Source organism: Haladaptatus rarus (assembly GCF_054177585.1).
Genome location: NZ_JBPEHG010000003.1, coordinates 278,476 through 292,639, shown reverse-complemented (window position 1 = coordinate 292,639; position 14,164 = coordinate 278,476). Strand labels below are relative to the sequence as shown.

18 protein-coding genes are annotated in these 14,164 nt (G+C 61.5%); 10 read left to right on the top strand and 8 right to left on the bottom strand.

Annotated elements, in window-relative coordinates; translation table 11 throughout:
• Window positions 1-51: 51 nt before the first annotated feature.
• On the top strand, window positions 52-2,004 hold the full coding sequence (locus ACR3FE_RS10425) for an ABC transporter ATP-binding protein (RefSeq protein WP_458207046.1): 1,953 nt from the start codon (window positions 52-54) through the stop codon (window positions 2,002-2,004).
• 113 nt (window positions 2,005-2,117) lie between these two features.
• Here the strand turns inward: ACR3FE_RS10425 and ACR3FE_RS10420 are convergent, their stop codons facing one another.
• The 4 genes from ACR3FE_RS10420 to ACR3FE_RS10405 form a co-directional block, all read right to left on the bottom strand.
• A complete protein-coding gene (locus ACR3FE_RS10420; protein ID WP_458207045.1) occupies window positions 2,118-2,660 on the bottom strand; it encodes a hypothetical protein in 543 nt (180 codons plus the stop codon).
• A gap of 106 nt (window positions 2,661-2,766) precedes the next feature.
• Entirely contained in the window at window positions 2,767-3,612 is an 846-nt protein-coding gene (gene otsB, locus ACR3FE_RS10415; protein WP_458207044.1) for a trehalose-phosphatase, read from the bottom strand.
• Between the two features lie 18 nt (window positions 3,613-3,630).
• A complete protein-coding gene (locus ACR3FE_RS10410; protein ID WP_458207193.1) occupies window positions 3,631-5,196 on the bottom strand; it encodes an alpha,alpha-trehalose-phosphate synthase (UDP-forming) in 1,566 nt (521 codons plus the stop codon).
• Between the two features lie 190 nt (window positions 5,197-5,386).
• Window positions 5,387-5,701, bottom strand: coding sequence for a DUF5789 family protein (locus ACR3FE_RS10405; protein ID WP_458207043.1), 315 nt, complete (start codon window positions 5,699-5,701; stop codon window positions 5,387-5,389).
• A gap of 127 nt (window positions 5,702-5,828) precedes the next feature.
• Here ACR3FE_RS10405 and ACR3FE_RS10400 point away from each other — a divergent pair, with 127 nt between their 5' ends.
• A complete protein-coding gene (locus ACR3FE_RS10400; protein WP_458207041.1) occupies window positions 5,829-6,566 on the top strand; it encodes a creatininase family protein in 738 nt (245 codons plus the stop codon).
• Window positions 6,567-6,599: 33 nt separating this feature from the next.
• Here the strand turns inward: ACR3FE_RS10400 and ACR3FE_RS10395 are convergent, their stop codons facing one another.
• Window positions 6,600-7,139, bottom strand: a complete 540-nt coding sequence (locus tag ACR3FE_RS10395) for a DUF5790 family protein (RefSeq protein ID WP_458207040.1) — start codon at window positions 7,137-7,139, stop codon at window positions 6,600-6,602.
• Between the two features lie 306 nt (window positions 7,140-7,445).
• Window positions 7,446-7,787 (bottom strand): dihydroneopterin aldolase family protein, encoded by a 342-nt coding sequence (locus ACR3FE_RS10390; RefSeq protein ID WP_458207039.1) that lies wholly within the window; start codon window positions 7,785-7,787, stop codon window positions 7,446-7,448.
• An 83-nt stretch (window positions 7,788-7,870) separates the two neighbouring features.
• Here ACR3FE_RS10390 and ACR3FE_RS10385 point away from each other — a divergent pair, with 83 nt between their 5' ends.
• Window positions 7,871-8,479: a translation initiation factor IF-2 subunit beta gene (locus ACR3FE_RS10385; protein WP_458207038.1), complete on the top strand. Its 609-nt coding sequence runs from the start codon at window positions 7,871-7,873 to the stop codon at window positions 8,477-8,479.
• Between the two features lie 52 nt (window positions 8,480-8,531).
• On the opposite strand, the gene ACR3FE_RS10380 is transcribed toward ACR3FE_RS10385, so the two are convergent.
• Window positions 8,532-8,759, bottom strand: a complete 228-nt coding sequence (locus ACR3FE_RS10380; RefSeq protein WP_458207037.1) for a DUF7860 family protein — start codon at window positions 8,757-8,759, stop codon at window positions 8,532-8,534.
• Between the two features lie 94 nt (window positions 8,760-8,853).
• Between ACR3FE_RS10380 and ACR3FE_RS10375 the strand changes: the two genes are divergently transcribed.
• The 3 genes from ACR3FE_RS10375 to ACR3FE_RS10365 all read left to right on the top strand — a co-directional run bounded on the left by ACR3FE_RS10375 (window position 8,854) and on the right by ACR3FE_RS10365 (window position 10,300).
• Window positions 8,854-9,072: a DUF8151 family protein gene (locus ACR3FE_RS10375; RefSeq protein WP_458207036.1), complete on the top strand. Its 219-nt coding sequence runs from the start codon at window positions 8,854-8,856 to the stop codon at window positions 9,070-9,072.
• A gap of 50 nt (window positions 9,073-9,122) precedes the next feature.
• Entirely contained in the window at window positions 9,123-9,881 is a 759-nt protein-coding gene (gene azf, locus ACR3FE_RS10370; protein WP_458207035.1) for an NAD-dependent glucose-6-phosphate dehydrogenase Azf, read from the top strand.
• 140 nt (window positions 9,882-10,021) lie between these two features.
• A complete protein-coding gene (locus tag ACR3FE_RS10365) occupies window positions 10,022-10,300 on the top strand; it encodes a winged helix-turn-helix transcriptional regulator (RefSeq protein WP_458207192.1) in 279 nt (92 codons plus the stop codon).
• Window positions 10,301-10,386: 86 nt separating this feature from the next.
• Here the strand turns inward: ACR3FE_RS10365 and ACR3FE_RS10360 are convergent, their stop codons facing one another.
• Window positions 10,387-12,225 (bottom strand): PINc/VapC family ATPase, encoded by a 1,839-nt coding sequence (locus tag ACR3FE_RS10360; RefSeq protein ID WP_458207034.1) that lies wholly within the window; start codon window positions 12,223-12,225, stop codon window positions 10,387-10,389.
• Window positions 12,226-12,306: 81 nt separating this feature from the next.
• Between ACR3FE_RS10360 and ACR3FE_RS10355 the strand changes: the two genes are divergently transcribed.
• The 4 genes from ACR3FE_RS10355 to ACR3FE_RS10340 all read left to right on the top strand — a co-directional run bounded on the left by ACR3FE_RS10355 (window position 12,307) and on the right by ACR3FE_RS10340 (window position 14,084).
• Window positions 12,307-12,468, top strand: a complete 162-nt coding sequence (locus ACR3FE_RS10355) for a hypothetical protein (protein ID WP_458207033.1) — start codon at window positions 12,307-12,309, stop codon at window positions 12,466-12,468.
• Between the two features lie 143 nt (window positions 12,469-12,611).
• Window positions 12,612-12,833 carry a hypothetical protein gene (locus ACR3FE_RS10350; protein WP_458207032.1) on the top strand — a complete coding sequence of 74 codons (222 nt, stop codon included), beginning with the start codon at window positions 12,612-12,614 and terminating at the stop codon, window positions 12,831-12,833.
• A gap of 22 nt (window positions 12,834-12,855) precedes the next feature.
• Window positions 12,856-13,458: a hypothetical protein gene (locus tag ACR3FE_RS10345; RefSeq protein ID WP_458207031.1), complete on the top strand. Its 603-nt coding sequence runs from the start codon at window positions 12,856-12,858 to the stop codon at window positions 13,456-13,458.
• Window positions 13,458-14,084, top strand: coding sequence for a DUF2238 domain-containing protein (locus tag ACR3FE_RS10340; protein ID WP_458207030.1), 627 nt, complete (start codon window positions 13,458-13,460; stop codon window positions 14,082-14,084). The genes ACR3FE_RS10345 and ACR3FE_RS10340 overlap by 1 nt, the downstream gene beginning before the upstream one ends.
• Window positions 14,085-14,164 lie beyond the last annotated feature (80 nt).

Below are 14,164 nucleotides of genomic sequence, written 5' to 3'. Positions count from 1 at the left end.
TTTCGGTTCGTAGGAAACTCTTATCAATACAGTGTCCCATTTGTGGGAGTAATGAGTGTACACACAGACGAAGACGACCCGTTCGAGGAACAACGGGAGAAGGCCGAGAATCCGATGCGCCGACTGTTCCTCGAATACGGAGGCAAGAACAGATTTGCCTTCGTCGTCGGGGTCGTATCGAGTATCTTCGCTCGGGTGCTGAATCTCCTCCCACCCATAATCCTCGGTGTCGCCGTCGACGCTCTCTTCACGCCCGAAGGCAGGGTTCCCTATCCAGAAGCCCTCGGTGGCCAACTTCCATTCGTCTCCACGAGCATGGCAGCCAGTTTCGTTCCTGCGGCCCAAACCGACCAGTTCTGGTTCTCCGTCGCCGTTATCGCCTTCGCGTTCGGCCTCGGTGCGGCCTTCCACTGGACACGGAACTGGGGGTGGAACTCGTTCGCCCAGAACATCCAGCACTCGGTTCGTACCGACACCTACGACAAGATGCAGCGACTGGATATGGAGTTCTTCTCGGACAAGCAGACCGGGGAGATGATGTCCATCCTCTCGAACGACGTGAACCGCCTCGAACGCTTCCTCAACGATGGGATGAACTCGGCGTTCCGACTGGGTGTGATGGTGGTCGCCATCGCAGTCATCCTGTTCACCATCAACTGGCAACTCGCCATCGTTGCGATGGTGCCGGTGCCGCTTATCGCAGTGTTCACCTACAAGTTCGTCCAGATCATCCAGCCGAAATACGCCGACGTGCGCTCGTCGGTCGGCAAGGTGAACTCACGGCTGGAGAACAACCTCGGCGGGATTCAGGTCATCAAGACGAGCAACACGGAAACCTTCGAATCCGACCGCGTGGAAGACGTATCGAACGACTACTTCGGTGCGAACTGGGACGCTATCATCACACGTATCAAGTTCTTCCCGTCGCTTCAGATCCTCTCGGGACTCGGATTCGCCTTGACATTTATCGTCGGCGGGCTGTGGGTGTTCAACGGCCAGGGGCCGTGGTTCTTTACAGGAGAACTCAAAGCCGGTGAGTTCGTCACGTTCATGCTGCTCACGCAGCGGTTCATCTGGCCGATGGCGCAGTTCGGCTCCATCATCAACATGTACCAGCGTGCGTACGCATCCAGCGCCCGCATCTTCGGGCTGATGGACGAACCGAGCCGAATCGAAGAAGATCCCGACGCAGATGATCTCGTTGTCGAAGACGGCGAAGTCGTCTACGACGACGTGACCTTCGGCTACGACGAGGAGGTCATCGTCGAGGACATCTCGTTCGAGGTCGAGGGCGGCAACACGCTCGCACTCGTCGGTCCTACGGGTGCAGGCAAGTCCACGGTGCTCAAACTCCTGCTCCGGATGTACGACGTGAACGAGGGTGCCATCCGCATCGACGGCACCGACCTGCGCGACGTGAGCCTGCCGAGCATCCGGCAGGCGATCGGCTACGTCAGCCAGAACACCTTCCTGTTCTACGGGACGGTGAAAGAGAACATCGAGTACGGCACGTTCGGTGCGAGTGACGAGGAGATCGTCGAGGCCGCCAAGGCCGCCGAAGCCCACGAGTTCATCGAGAACTTGCCGGACGGCTACGACACGAAGGTCGGCGAGCGCGGCGTGAAACTCTCGGGCGGGCAGCGTCAGCGAATCAGCATCGCTCGTGCCATCCTGAAAGATCCCGAGATCCTCATCTTAGACGAGGCGACCAGCGACGTGGACACCGAGACAGAGATGCTCATCCAGCGCAGTCTCGACCGACTCACCGAAGACCGCACGACGTTCGCCATCGCACACCGGCTCTCGACCATCAGGGACGCGGACAAGATCGTCGTCCTCGAAGACGGGAAGATCGTGGAGCGCGGTTCACACGACGAACTCCTCGAAAACGACGGTCTCTACGCACACCTCTGGGGCGTGCAGGCCGGAGAGATCGACGAACTGCCACAGGAGTTCATCGACCGTGCAGCCCGCAGAACGGCACGAACTGACGCGGACGACTGATTCGATCCGAGAACCGGTCTCGAAGCGCCCTTCCTGAAAATATCGTCCACGAACGCTATCTGCACCCGTCCTGCTGAAAATAGGGTCTGCGACGGTATCTACGCCGTCCACTCTTATCCACGCCGTCCACGGTGATATCGCCGTCCACTCTTGTCTCGTTGCAAGTCACGCTGCCGGGCAAGCGCGGCGCTCGCCCGGCGTTCGTACTGCCGAATCTCGGCGTCGTGTGATCGAGTATCCGCTTCTCGCCGTCGAACGTCGGCGTCTCGTCCTTCCTGTCGTCGGTGCATTCGCCGTCGTTCCCAGTCCGGATCGCGCGGCCCGCCGTACTTCGGTACGTCCGTCGGTTCCCGTACCTCTTCTTCGGTCGATTCCTCCGGTCTTTCCTCACTCGATTCCGACTCGCGACGACGTTCGCTTTGGCGGGGACGCGACGCTCTCGCCGCGCGCTCTCGCATCTCGCGTCGATGCTGGACGCGACCCGACGGCTCTGGTCGGTGGGACTCTGGTCGTCGAGAAGTTCGTTCTGGTCGTCGCTGGCCTTCGTATCGTGACGGGTCGGCACCGCGTGAGAATTCCTGTTGTCGTTCGTTCTCGGTGTCGTCTGTCGATTCCTCGCGCTCGTTTCGGTCGGTTTCGTGTTCGTCTGTCGCCATGGTTCTCGCCAACGAGATACTCGCAATCAGCGAATAAACCGACGTGACCGTTCAGACAGTTCGCCCCTTTCTTCGGCGTGTTTCGGAACTGTAACGGTGGATTGCGTCAGTTCATCGGAGCGATGGGCTGTGCGTCTCCGTCCACCTGGAGGAACTCGACGCCGTACTCGGACAGCCACTCGGCCACCGCCCGAACTGCGGTCGGGTCGGCGACGCGGTAGCCCGCAACCGTCGGTGGAGTGCGTCCGACCTTGACTGCGAGTCCCGTGTCGGGGAGCACGTCGAACGCATCCTCATCCGTTCGGTCGTCACCGACGTAGAGCGGGAGCCACGTCTCCTCGTCGGGGACGTGGTGGTCGTACAGCCATCGGATCGCCCGTCCTTTGTGCCAGTCCACGTCGGGGCGCAGTTCGAGTACTTGCTTGCCGGACGTGACGCGAACGTCTGGCACGTCTCGAACAGCCTCCTTTACCACCTGTTCGACCGCCGGGACGCGGTCGTCGTTCACGAGTCGATAGTGAATCGACGCGGAGACGCCTTTGTCTTCGACGAACGCGCCATCCACGGGAGCGAGGCACGATTCGAGGTCGTCACAGAGGTCGTCGATGTCGTCTCGTGCATTCTCGGCGGCCGGATGAATCTGTTGTTCGTCACCGGCGTGCAGTTCCAGTCCATGATTTCCGGCGTACGCGATACCGTCGATATCGACACGGCTCCGGAGGTCTGTGAGTCCGCGGCCACTGACGATACCGACCTGGACGTCGCGGGAATCTCGGAGGTCTTTCAGGACGGTCCGAGTCGCTGGCGGGAGCGTCACGTCGTCGGGGTGGTCTTCGATCGGTGCGAGCGAGCCGTCAAAGTCGAACATGGCGAGCAGCCCGTCGGCGTCTAGCAGTCGATTCACCAGTGCGTAGAGGTGTTCGTCGAGAGGGTCGGGTAGTTCGTTGGTCATTCTCGAGAGTCGCCTCGATTATCGGTGTCCTCGTCGTTGCATCGATCTGGCGGCAACGTCGCGTCCGCGCTGGATCGCTTCGACCGTTCGGAACTGCGTAGTCATCCACGCGTACACGTCGTTCGAGCGCACCTGTCGTTCGAGGTCGCGCATACGACGCGCACGCTCGGACTCTGGAAGCGACAGCGCGTGTTCGATGGCGTCTGCGAACCCCGGCGTATCGTGTGGATGTATCGTCACTGCCTCGTCGCCGAGTTCTTCACTCGCACCCGTCAACTCGCTGAGCACGAGTACGCCCGGGTCGTCCACCTGCGATGCGACGAACTCCTTGACGACGAGGTTCATCCCATCGCGCCGCGGACTGACGATACCGAGGTCCGCCTCGCGGTAGAGTGCTGCGAGGTCGTCCGGCGAGAGGAACTCGTTCAGGTAGACGATGGGCGTCCAGTCGTCCGTGCCGAACCGATCGTTGAGTCGCCGGATCTCGGACTCGACTTCCCTCTGGAGTTCCTGGTACTCGGGTATCTGGCTCCTGCTCTCGCTCGCCTTCTGGATGTAGGTGAACCGCTCGCGCCACTCGGGGCGCGTCTCCCAGAACTCCTCCAGCGCGGCCAGTCGCTCCGGGATACCCTTGGTGTAGTCGAGTCGTTCGACACCGACCGCCAGCGTCTCTCCCAGGTCGTGCTGGTGTCGGAACTGCTGCCAGAACGCGGTCGCGTCGGCGGAGTTGGCGAGTTCCCGACGGCGATCTGCGTCGATGCCGAGCGGAAACGACCGAACGAACGTCCGGTGTCCCTCGTAGACCACACTCCGGGTCGCGCGGTCGACCATCGTATCGGATATCATGGCTGCGCAGTCGAGAAAGTTCTGGCAGTAGCGGTCAGTGTGGAATCCGAGGAGATCGTTCCCGAGAAGTCCATCGAGCAGTTGCTCGTACTGTGGGCACATCTGGAAGGCGTCCCACGCGGGCCACGGGATGTGCCAGAACTGCATGCAGAACACGTCTTGTGCCTTCTCACGTACCATCCGCGGCGCCAGTGCGAGATGGTAATCCTGTAACCAGACCACCGGCTCCCCTTCCGATTTTCCGGCACTCCCACTCATCTCGACCGCTTCCACCGCCTCCTCGGCGATCGCGTTGGCGAACTTCCGGTTCGCCGAGCGATACTGCGTCCAGAACGCCGACTCTGCGTTCATCTTCGATGGGTCGACGTGGCAGATCGGCCAGAGCACCTGGTTGCTGTAGCCGTAGTAGTAGCCCTGGACTTGCTCGTCGGAGAGCCTGACACGCCGCAGGTCGTACGCTGGCGACTCCGGCGGGACGCCGACGCGCCCGTCTTCGTCGGTCACTTCGTGGTCTGCATCGCCGCTCGCCCACGCCACCCACGTTCCGCCAGCAGACTGAACGACCGGGTCGAGCGCCGACGTGAGACCGCCTGCGGGTCGTTGCACGACGACGTCGCGGTCGCCATTTTCGCCGCCGCCGTACTCGTGACTGTACGGTTGGCGGTTGGAAGCGATGACCAATTCGTGGTCGTCGAGCAGAGACGAGATCGCCTCCGCTGTCGGTGGTTCACCCGTCATGACGTCGTCTGCAGGCCGTTCGGAGACCTGCAAGTCTGTACTCACCTCTCATCAGGTACATCGGTGGTTGCTGACTGCGCGGAATAAGGCAGTCGTCCGTTCAGATGTGTTCGCCGGAATGAACGGAGTTAGTGACGACGTACCGGTACGGTAATCCGAAGATGACGAAAGAAATGCGTCGTTTCCCGCTTCAGAACGATTCCTGGTCGGGGTCACCACCCTCCGTTTGCTCGCCCCCTGCGCCACGGTCGCTGTAGCGTTGCCGACCGACCGCACCGCTATCGACCATGGTCATGATGGACTGGCGGACACCGTCCGAGTCCTCGAAGGTGTCGTTCATCGGCCCGAGCACTTCTTCGAGCGTCTCTGAACCGTTCTCGTACTGGATCTCGTAGTCGCCGTACTCCTCGACCAGCTCGTCCGCGCTCGCGGGGTAATCGTAGCTGTCGAGTTCATCGCTCAGTTCGCCGAGTTCGACGCCCATTTCGCGGTCTTCGTCAGCCATGTCAGAAGGGATGGCCGTCACCGAGTAAGACCTTCTGGCTAGTTCGGCGGGAGAAGGGGGGAGCTACTTCATCGGATGCAGGGGAGACTCCGTCGGCTACAAGGTAGTTCCCGCGCACGAGACGAGTATGCATCTCTCTGACGCGACGTGGACCGAGGCAGACGCGGTGGAGACGGATCTCGCACTCCTCCCCGTCGGAAGCACGGAACAGCACGGCCCGCACGCACCGCTCGGAACCGACTGGCTGAACGCCGAAACGGTCGCGCACGCTGGCTCGGAGGCGTACGACGGCGACGTGGTCGTCGCGCCGCCCATCTCGGTTGGGGTCAGCGAAGAACACCGCCAGTTCACCGGAACGCTGTGGGTCACCGAGGAGACCTTCCGGCAGTATGTCCGCGAGACGGTCGCCAGCCTCGCACACCACGGCTGGAATCGGGTCGTTCTCGTCAACGGCCACGGCGGCAACGTCGCCGCACTCCGCGAAGTGGCGGGGCAGATAACGCGCCACGACGATTCCTACGCCGTTCCCTTCACGTGGTTCGAAGCAGTTGGCGACCACCGAAGCGACATGGGTCACGCCGGGCCGCTGGAGACCGCACTCTTGCGGCACGTCCACCCCGAACTCGTCCGGGAAGACCGCATCGACGAGGCCCGCGAGGGCGTGAGCGACGGCTGGGGTGAGTGGGTGTCCTACACCAACCTCGCGTTCGACAGCGCGGAGTTCACGGAGAACGGCGTCGTCGGCGACCCGGCAGACGGAGACGAAGAACGGGGGGAGGAACTACTCGAACTGGCGGCGCAATCGCTGGTGAAGCTGCTCGAAGCGGTGGCCGAGCGGGACGTAAGTCGTCCCAAGCACCGGTAGCTGCTGAGACGCCCTGTCTGCACCGCGTCTCGCTTACTCGGCTTCCGCCTCTTCCGCGCCGTCGTCCGCATCCGCGGCATCTGCTTCGCCACCGTCGGCTTCCGCCTCTTCGTCTTCGGCTTCCGCGTCCTCGTCTTCCGATTCGGCTTCCGCGTCCTCGTCTTCCGATTCGGCTTCCTCGTCAGCAGCGTGCAGGTCTTCGAGCGCGCCCTTCAGACTGGGAATCGTGCTCGCCAGTTGGCCCACCTGCTCGCGGGCGTCTTCGATGTCGCTGATGGCCGAATCGAGGGTCTCGATCTCGGCTTCGAGGTCGTCTGCATCCTCGAAGGCGTCGGCACGCTCGCCCATCGCGTACCACTTCTTCGCATCGTGGAGGTGGTCTGCGGCGTCGCCGACGTCGAGCGCGGAGCGCAGCGCGTTGAGCGCCCCCAGCGTGTTCTCGGCCTCGGTCTCCCAGACGGCTTCGACGGGCGGGAGTTCCTCCCGCGCGGCGGCGAGGTGTTCTTCGACATCCTCGCGCATCTCGTTCGCTGCCTCACCGAACAGTTCGTCGTCGAATGTCGATTGGCTCATGTCAACCGATTCGGCGGGATTGCATTTAAACGGTGACCCGAAACCGAAAGTGAAACTCCACCTTTTACGACGGTCGAGAGCAAGCGTCCGGGGCAAGTTAGCCCGGACGCTCGCCGTCTCCCTGTAAAAGGTGGACCAAAAGCACTCCTCCCTCCCTGCAGTCGGTCGTCGGCCCGCTCGCTCCTCGTTTCACTCGTCGCTCGCGGTGCGATCGCTAGCCTTCCCGCAAAATCCGGACAGCCTCCCGCGTCCGATGGTCGCTAATCGTATACTGTATTCCGGTGGTCGTCGGTCACACCTCCCCCGTCACTCCTCTCGAACCGACTCGATCTTCATCAACGGATAGCCGTCTTCCATCGCCATCCGGGTGACGACTTCGCACCCCTCGTGTTCGACGACGATTTCGACTTCCATGAACCGGCCCGTCAACTCGGTGTACCCGTGCTCTATCTCCTCGGCGAGTTCGTCGGTCAGGATATCCACCGTAACCGATTCGCAGAAGGGTTGATTTTCGATGCTCTCCTCGATGGCGCGTTCGAGGCTCGGTGCACTCTCGGGATTGACGGGGGTTCCGGCGAACTGGTGGTAGAGCGCGCCGAACTTGATGCCTGCCTCGAAGCAGGCGGCGTCTCGCGTGGTCGGTTCCATGCCTGCCGAGAGGGGCCAGGGGTTAAAATTCGTGATGACATGCGACACGGAGAGCATTTATGTGTCCACCACCTCGCACGAGTATGGATTACGATTCAGCACTCGACAGAGGCATGGACGCGGTTCCTGACCTCGAAACGAGCGACGAGCGGTTCAGTTTTCCCGACCCGGCGGTACAAAAAGACGGGTCATTCACACGGCTGACAAATCTGGACGACATCGCGGACGCCCTCTCGCGTGACGGCGAGCACGTCCACAGCGCGGTTCAGCGCGAACTCGGGACGAGCGGGAAGTACGAGTCTGGACAGGCCCGATACAGCGGGTCGTTCTCGCCCTCGGATTTCGAGGCGGCACTGGACGAGTACGTCGAAGAGTTCGTCATCTGCTCGGAATGTGGCCTGCCGGACACGCGCCTCGTGCGCGAAGACCGCAACCTCATGCTTCGCTGTGACGCCTGTGGTGCGTTCCGCCCCGTGACGAAACGGAGTTCGACGAGCCGAACCCACCAGCAGAACGCGGTGGAAGAAGGCCGGACCTACGAAGTCAAGATCACGGGCACCGGGCGCAAGGGTGACGGTGTCGCAGAGCGCGGCAAGTACACGATCTTCGTCCCCGGCGCACAGGAAGGGCAGGTCGTCACCGTCTACATCGAGAACGTCCGCGGAAATCTCGCGTTCTCCCGTATCGCATAATCTCTCCGAATTTTCCCATCTCTGTCTTCACTCGATCTTTCCCATCCTTTTTTCACTCGGTCAGCGGCAGGAAGATGCCGAATACGAACGGTGAGAGTAGTCCGAGCAGGATGCCGAGGATCTCCAGGTCGGTAAAGAGCGTGTTCTCCCAACCGGGGAGCGAGCCGTAGAGTGCAGTTCCGACGATCTCCCCGAGGGCACCGATGGTGAGGAGTGCAACACCGAGGAAAAAGCCCGTCTTCGTGAGTTTTGGATAGTCGAGGTCGCCGTATCGTCCCATAGCATTGGTTCCGCGACAGGACACAAAAAACGTTCCGTCGAGTAGCGAGGACGCCAGCGAAAGGTTCTTGCACGCTACGTTCTGAGGAGTGTGTATGTACGAACCACTCCTCGAGATCGGAACGTTTCTCGTCTACCTTCTCGGGTCGGGACTGCTGACGGCGCTCGGCTTGCTGGCGGAGTACGACGGAATCCAGAGCGCGATGTCAGGCGACAGCGTGCTGGCACTCTGGTTGTTCCTCATGGGAACGGTCGCGCTCGTCGGCGGTCTCATGCTCGCTCGTGAGAAAGTCCTCGGTCGCGTACTGGCGTAACGTCGCAAAATCGTATGGTTCTTATCACCGTTGTGCCTCTAGCCGACTGAATGGACGACCCCGTTCTGCTCACGGGTTCCGAGGGCCGCGTCGGGTCGGCGATTCTCGGCGACCTCGAATCGAAATACGACTGGCGATTGCTCGACCGTGAACCGCCGGCAAAAGAACCGAACCACGAGTTCTTCGTCGCGGACATCACTGACTACGACGCGGTGTACGAAGCCGTCGATGGAGCAGGTGCGATCATCCACCTCGCGGGTGACCCACGACCGGAAGCGCCGTGGAACAGCGTTCTCTCGAACAACATCGACGGAACACACACGATTCTCCAGGCCGCAGTCGATTCCGGCAGCGTCGAGAAGTTCGTCTTCGCCTCGTCGAACCACGCGGTCGGTTCCTACGAGACCGAAGATCGAACGCCCGACCTCTACCGAGAACACGACGAGTTCCGCCTCGACGGCACCGAACTCCCCCGCCCGAGCAACCTGTACGGCGTGAGCAAGGCGTCGGGCGAGATACTCGGGCGCTACTACCACGACGAGTTCGACCTCAGCGTGGCCTGTGTTCGGATCGGTAACCTCACCGAAGGCCATCCGCCGAAGAACTACGAGCGAGGCCAGGCGATGTGGCTCTCCTATCGGGACTGCGCCCACTTGTTCGACCGCTGTCTCCAGGCCGACTACGGCTACGAGATCGTCTACGGCATCTCCGACAACGACCGGAAGTACTACTCCATCGACCGGGCGTGCGAGGTGCTGGGTTACGACCCGCAGGACAACTCCGCCCACCACGACCACGACGACGACTGAAATCCGGATTCGAGCGGACGTACTGATTTGTACTGCTTTCTACTGAAATGTACTGAGTTTCTTCGACCTGAGCCAGCGGTTACCGTGTCATCCATTCTCAATAGTTTTATGCCGCTGGGGTGTTTCGATTCGTAATGATGATGTCCCAATCAGAACGGGAACAGATAGACGACCTCCCCCCGAGCGCGAAACTCGTTTTCAAAGTTCTCGAATACAAGGGGTCGCTGACGCAGAAACAGATCGTCGACGAGTCGATGTTATCGGCGCGGACGGTTCGGTACGCACTCGAACGACTGGAGGACATCGGTGTTGTCGACGAAGACATCTACTTCGCGGACGCTCGCCAGAATCTCTACGAGATCAACGTTCCGACCGAAGTCGATGCCGAGCAGTGTGCAGACGCTCAGTGCGCTGAATAGTCGACACTCTTTCTCGATTCTCTTCTCTTCTACAATTCGTCATTTCTCGCGGCTTCCGATGGGAAATTCTACCCGTCGAATCGTGACTACGCCGTCACGACCGTGATCTGTCGTTCGCGGTCGATGGCGCGCTCCAGTTCTTCTGCGATGGCGCTCCCCCGCGAGACTTGAATGTCACCGCCGCGTCCGACCGTCGCGGTGAAGAGATACTCGCCGTCTGCTTGCACCTCGACCGTCTCTCCGGCGTGACCGTCCAGCGGGATGACGACGTGCCGCGAGGTGATCTCGGGGACGACGACCTCACCAGCCGGGGTGGGTGCTCCGCCGCCGTTGCCGACCGAGGACGGCTTCTCTTCGTGTGTACGAACGTCGATGTCGATACCGAGGCGGTTCTCGATGTCGTCGATCCGACCACCGCCTTTCCCGATGACGTAGGAGATGTCGCTCTCGTCTACGTAGACGACGGCCTTGTTCTGACCCTGCAGTTCCACGTCGACGTGCCCGCGCGAGACCGACTGGATCTCGCGTTCGATCTCCTGGCGGGCGAGGCGCGAGACACCCGTCTCGTCACGTTCGGCGTCCTCCAGCGGGACGGTGACGACCTGCCGGTTGAACGTGTAGATCTCGTACTCCGGCGTGCCCGTTTCGAACTCCTCGACGAGGATGACCGGACGAGCGAGGTCTTCTTCGGTCATCCCCGCTGGCACCTTGACCTCGGTTCGCACGTCGTACACCTTCTCGATCTGCCCGGCCTCGATGTAGACGACGGTGTCGACGATCTGTGGAATCATCCCGAGTTCGACCCGTCCGATGAGGCGCTGGAGCGCGTCGATGGGGCGAGTGGCGTGGACGACGCCGACCATGCCGACGCCCGCGAGGCGCATGTCCGCGAACACCTCGAAGTCGTCCGTCTTCCGCACCTCGTCGTAGATGGTGTAGTCGGGGCGCACCATCAGCAGGGAGTCGGCGGTCTTCTCCATCTCCCCGGCCAGCGCGGTGTACTGCGTGACCTCCGGCCCGACCTGCAAGTCGCGGGGTTTCTCCATCGTCTTCACCGCGAAGTCGTTGTTCGCCAGGAACTCCGCGACCGCCTGCGCGAAGGTGGATTTCCCGGCACCCGGTGCCCCAGAGATGAGGACGCCACGCTGGCGTTTGAGCAGCCGACCTTTGAGCTCATCGGCGAACTCGTAATCTTCCATGTTCGTCTTGACGATGGGGCGAACGGCCGTGATCTCCCATGCGTCGGCGAACGGTGGTTCCGCGATGGCGATACGGTAGTCGCGGAACTGCACGATGGTCATCCCCGGTTCGTCGATCTCGATGAATCCCTCGTTGCTCTGTTTCGCACTCTGGATGATCTCCTGGGCGTACTCTTTCAACTGGTTCTGAGTGGAGGCTTCGTCGCGAATCTCCTGATAGTGCATGTCGCCGACCTCCCCGCGTTTCGCCATCGCGGGCATATCCGCCCGGAGGTGGACACTCATCGTCTGTTCGTCGAAGTAATCTTCGATGCTCAGTCGTCCTACGTCGTGGGTCTTCGGCGCGATGTACTCCACGTCGAGGCCCTTGGCTTGCGCCACCTCGCTCTGGACGAGGTCGCTGGTGACGAAGGTGGCGTCGTGTTCGTCCGCGAGTTCGCGGATGAGGGCGTCGATCTCGCCTCGGTGGGCGTACCCCTGTTCTTCGGGTTTGGGTCGCATCCCCACGTATTCGAGGTCGATGTCGCCCGCATCGGCGAGATCCGCGAGTCGCTGCAGTTCCGACAGCCCGTTCCAACCGCTCTCTTCGCCTCGGTTCGCTTGCGATTCGAGTTCACTGACGACGGCCTCGGGAATGAGTACCGTCGCCCCGGCAAAGTCGCCATCATCGACTTTCTGCGAGATTCGCCCGTCGACGACGGCGCTCGTATCCGGCACTACGTTCATGGGTTCTGATTCGGACGGTAGCCTGATAAGGGTTTCAGCGTGGGAGTCACGCTTTTGGGACTCCATCACGTACCTCGGTCGATGCGACACGCCCATCTGGTACTCACCATCGACGCCGAAACCCGCGAACGGATCGAAGCCGACTGCGCGGACGAGACGATAGACGAGTGGGTCGTCGACGCCATCGATCGAAAACTCGACCGATACGAAGGGTACGAGTTCGTCGACGACTGTGCGATATAGCGACCACCCCTGCACTTGCAAGCGGAGCTGTTAGGTCGATGTCCAGTCTATCGAGACCAATGCTCTCCGCAGAGTCAACGACACTCGACACAGCATTCGCGGTTCTGTCAGACTCACATCGTCGTCAACTTCTTTCTCATCTGGTGAACTCGCCGGACACCCCCAGGACAGTCGAAGAACTCGCGGTCGTGCTCAACGACCCGGCTGCTGAAACTCGCCTCCGGCACATCTACCTTCCACAGCTCGACGCGGCGGCGATCATCGATTACGATGCACGAACCGGAGCCGTTCGCTATCGGGGGAACGAGATAGTAGACGGCTTGCTGAATCGCTGTCTCGAAGAGCAAACAGTTCGGACTCGATGAACCGAACGTCATTTTGAATTCGATGCCGAGCGTACGCGCCCACATGCGCTCGCTCGATACGCTCGTGGCGAAGCGGGACGCGAGCATCACGTGGATGCTCGTCGCGGTGGCGGCGCTATCGATTCCGGTAGTAGTCGTCACCGAAACCCCGTTTTGGGCCGGGTTCGCCGCCATCCTCGTCGCCGTTGCCATCGTTCCACCGATTGCCACCCGCGACCCGTCCGTGATGCTTCCCTGGGAGACGGTAGCATTCGCTCTCTGTCCGATACTCGTCCGGACACTCGGGCCACCGACCGTGGACGGTGTCGCACTCTCCCTCGCCGTCTCGGCTATCGCGCTCATGCTCGTTCTGGAACTGGTGTCGTTCACGTCGGCGAAACTCGTGCCGTGGTTCGCGGTGATGCTGGTCGCGCTCACGACGATGGCCATCGTCGGCGGGTGGGCCGTCGTTCAGTTCTACGTCGACCGCTACTTCGGGACGCAGCTTCTCGGGTCGAAGAACGCCCTCAACTGGGATTTCGTAGCCGCAACAGGCGTCGGCGTCGGTGCCGGTATCCTCTCGCAACTGTACTTCGACCTCTCGGCTGTGGACACGAACATCGACCTGCTCGGAGGTGGCGACTGATGGACGTTCCGGAGCGGTACAAGCGTCATCTCGTTCGTCTCCTTCAGGGCGGTCTCCTCGTTCTCACGGCATACGGTGTCTATCGAGGCAACGCCGGAATCGCCGTCAACGGCGGCGGCGCCCTGCTCGTGACGTTCGTTCCCGCCCTCCTCCAGCGTGACCGAGGCGTGGTGATGAGCGCCGGGTTCGTGCTCTGGGTCACGGCGGCCGTCTTCGTCCACGCCGTCGGCATTCTCGGGCCGTACCAACGGTACCCCTGGTACGATTCGGTCGCTCACGCGCTTTCGGCCAGCGTCGTGGCTGGCGTCAGTTACGCCTTCTTCCGAGCGGTCGAACTGCACTCGGAGCGAGTGGAACTCCCCCAACAACTCCGGTTTCTGTTCGTGCTCGTATTCGTCATGGCGTTCGGCGTGCTTTGGGAAGTCCTCGAATTCACGTCCGGTATCTTGGCGAAGGCCGCGGGCCGTTCGGAGGTGCTCATCCAATTCGGAATGCAGGACATCATCTACGACCTGACGTTCAACCTACTCGGGGGTGTCGTCGTCGTCGCGTGGAGTCGCGCACGACCGATGCGGGTTGCGTGGTCGCTCGCGGCATCGATGCGGAGCGACGAGCAACAACGCTGACGGAGATTCGGGTCGAAGAGCGAGAGCGACGATATCGTGGACTCCCTCCGCGAACAGTACGCCTAGTCCAGCATCGCATC